General features: G+C 41.1%; 3 protein-coding genes. 2 read left to right on the top strand and 1 reads right to left on the bottom strand.

Annotated elements, in window-relative coordinates:
- The coding region (gene traF, locus AB4232_RS22160; protein ID WP_372088022.1) for a conjugal transfer protein TraF at positions 1–486 on the top strand (486 nt) is incomplete at its 5' end.
- A 41-nt stretch (positions 487–527) separates the two neighbouring features.
- Entirely contained in the window at positions 528–680 is a 153-nt protein-coding gene (locus tag AB4232_RS22165) for a YoaH family protein (RefSeq protein ID WP_004731009.1), read from the top strand.
- A 764-nt stretch (positions 681–1,444) separates the two neighbouring features.
- Here AB4232_RS22165 and AB4232_RS22170 read toward each other — a convergent pair.
- On the bottom strand, positions 1,445–2,192 hold a 748-nt coding region (locus AB4232_RS22170), incomplete at its 5' end, for a GGDEF domain-containing protein (RefSeq protein ID WP_372088023.1).

A 2,192-nucleotide genomic window follows, 5' to 3' on the forward strand; every position in this document is an offset into this window, starting at 1 on the left:
AATATGGATGCTGGCGCGCTTTGGTTCACAGGTCCATTTCGAGTTGGTTTTTCGGCTACCAACTTAATATCTAGAGATATCAATACCAAAGATACATCTCAAACTTTAACGAGCACGACCAGCGGTGTGACACACAAAGTCGGTGGCCAATACGCATACAAACTAGAGCCAGTATATACCGTAGGTGCTGGTATCGTAGCGGACTACTTCACGCTTAGTGTCGACTATGACTTAAATGAAACCGAAAAGTTTACTTCGTTCAAAGATAATGAACAGATGATTCGCGTTGGTACAGAAGTTGATGTTCTGCGTCAGCTACAGCTAAGGGCAGGGTACTACAAGAATTTGGCATACTCTGGTTCAGAAGGTACAGTCACTGCAGGTATTGGTTTGTCGCCACTCAATTTGTTCCAGTTAGATTTAAGTGCTAACTACACAAATGAAAATGCAATGGGTGCATCAATCAATTTCCTTGCTAGTTACTAACAGTCCTTATATAGTTCTGCTCCTAAATAAAGGAGCAGACTATGCTAAACGACTTACCAACCCTTTCTCACGAAGAACAACAGAAAGCTGTTGAACGAATTCAAGAAATGATGACCCAGGGCATCAGCACAGCACAAGCTATCAAAATCGTTGCTGAGCAAATTCGTGAAGAAATGAGTAATAAAGAAGAGTAGGGCATTAGCCCTTCTTTTTTAACACCTTAGCGCACTATAACTAAATATATTACCCTCTAGTATATTATCTCGTACATACCAACTCTTTAGTTACCCAAAACCCCAATCTATTCAAAACCATTAAATGCCGTTTATTCAGTAAGTTACGTTGGAGCAATCCACTTATCAGGCTTTTCTTGGCTTCTAATTGTAATTAAATTACAGCAAGCTCTGAAAGCAATACAACTATCATTTTGGGTGTCAGTATTTATGTCACCATGTCTAAGTGGTTAAATCTATGGTGTTTTTTAAGGCTAGTGACGTTGTGACTTCCATTTTTTAGTGGATCAGAGTGCGTGATTAGAAGCGTGACGGGGGCAGAATAATAAGGATTTCCTCGAAGAGCAGCGCGAGATAAATAACGACGGTAATGTTCAAAACCGATACCGCGAGTGACTTACGACTGCTTAGAGAAAGCTTTTACTAGCCAGATATGTGCAGTTTAGAACAAGTAGTTAGGAAGCTTAGAAACGATACATATAACCTGAGAATGCGATTAATGGCGTTACTACAGAATGTGTTGTTACCGATGGTGAGAGCGCGCTTATAGGCCTACATAACGATTAGAATCCTAATGAGGCAGCAAAGCTTTTGGCTTGTTTAGTCAGCGTTGAAAATCTGACGGCTGCTTAAATGGAGAGTAGATATCGACAGGGTATTAATGGCGTCTTGATTGAGTATTGGAAGAGAGTTGAATATGTAACTGCAGTCTAGTCAAGCGAGCTTTAGTACAACTTTGCGACTTGGTTTCGTCCGTTGTCTTTCGCTTGGTAGAGTGCCTTGTCTGCACGTTTAATTGCAGAACGTATCGATTCATGTTGCTTAAGCTGTGTTACTCCAGTCGAAGTCGTTACTTTAAGCGCTTTAGGCCAAACGCTTTGGTCGATTGCTAGGTATAGATTATTGATAGATTCGTTACACTGTAGCGCAGTTTGCTCCAGGCAAACTAAAAGGAACTCCTCACCACCCCAGCGATAAAGTAAATATTGGTCACCAAGACTCTCGTTCGCCGTTGCGACAAACTGAATAAGTACTTTGTCACCCACTTCATGGCCATGTTGATCATTGATTTGCTTAAAATGGTCTAAATCAAACAAAGCGATGTGAATGGTTTTTCCTTGCTGAGCTAACCATTCAAAATCATAGAAAGCATCTAAAGCTTCAGTTCTATTCCTACAGCCGGTCAACGGATCGGTTGTAGCCTTTATCTTTAGCTCTTCAATTTCTTGAGTCAACAAACGTTGTTGCTGTGCGGCATCTGTTCTTGTTCTTCTGGCTAGATATAAGGCACAAGATATATAGTAAATCGCATACAGCACCCATAAACTAATTAAGAGTTTTCCTAGTACAAACTTGTCGATCGTCTTGCCGTGAAAAACGATGCTTTGTACTGTTAATTTATGGTGCCCGTCAAGTGTGCTAGCACCAAGCCCTAACTCAACCGAAACTGCGTTGGTAACGTCTACGGCGCTA

This window comes from Vibrio sp. 10N.286.46.A8 (assembly GCF_041470165.1).
Lineage (GTDB): Bacteria > Pseudomonadota > Gammaproteobacteria > Enterobacterales > Vibrionaceae > Vibrio > Vibrio tasmaniensis_A.

Bases quoted from the DNA above. Each gene is read 5' to 3' on its own strand.
- AB4232_RS22165 (WP_004731009.1), top strand. From the start codon at position 528: ATGCTAAACGACTTACCAACCCTTTCTCACGAAGAACAACAGAAAGCT.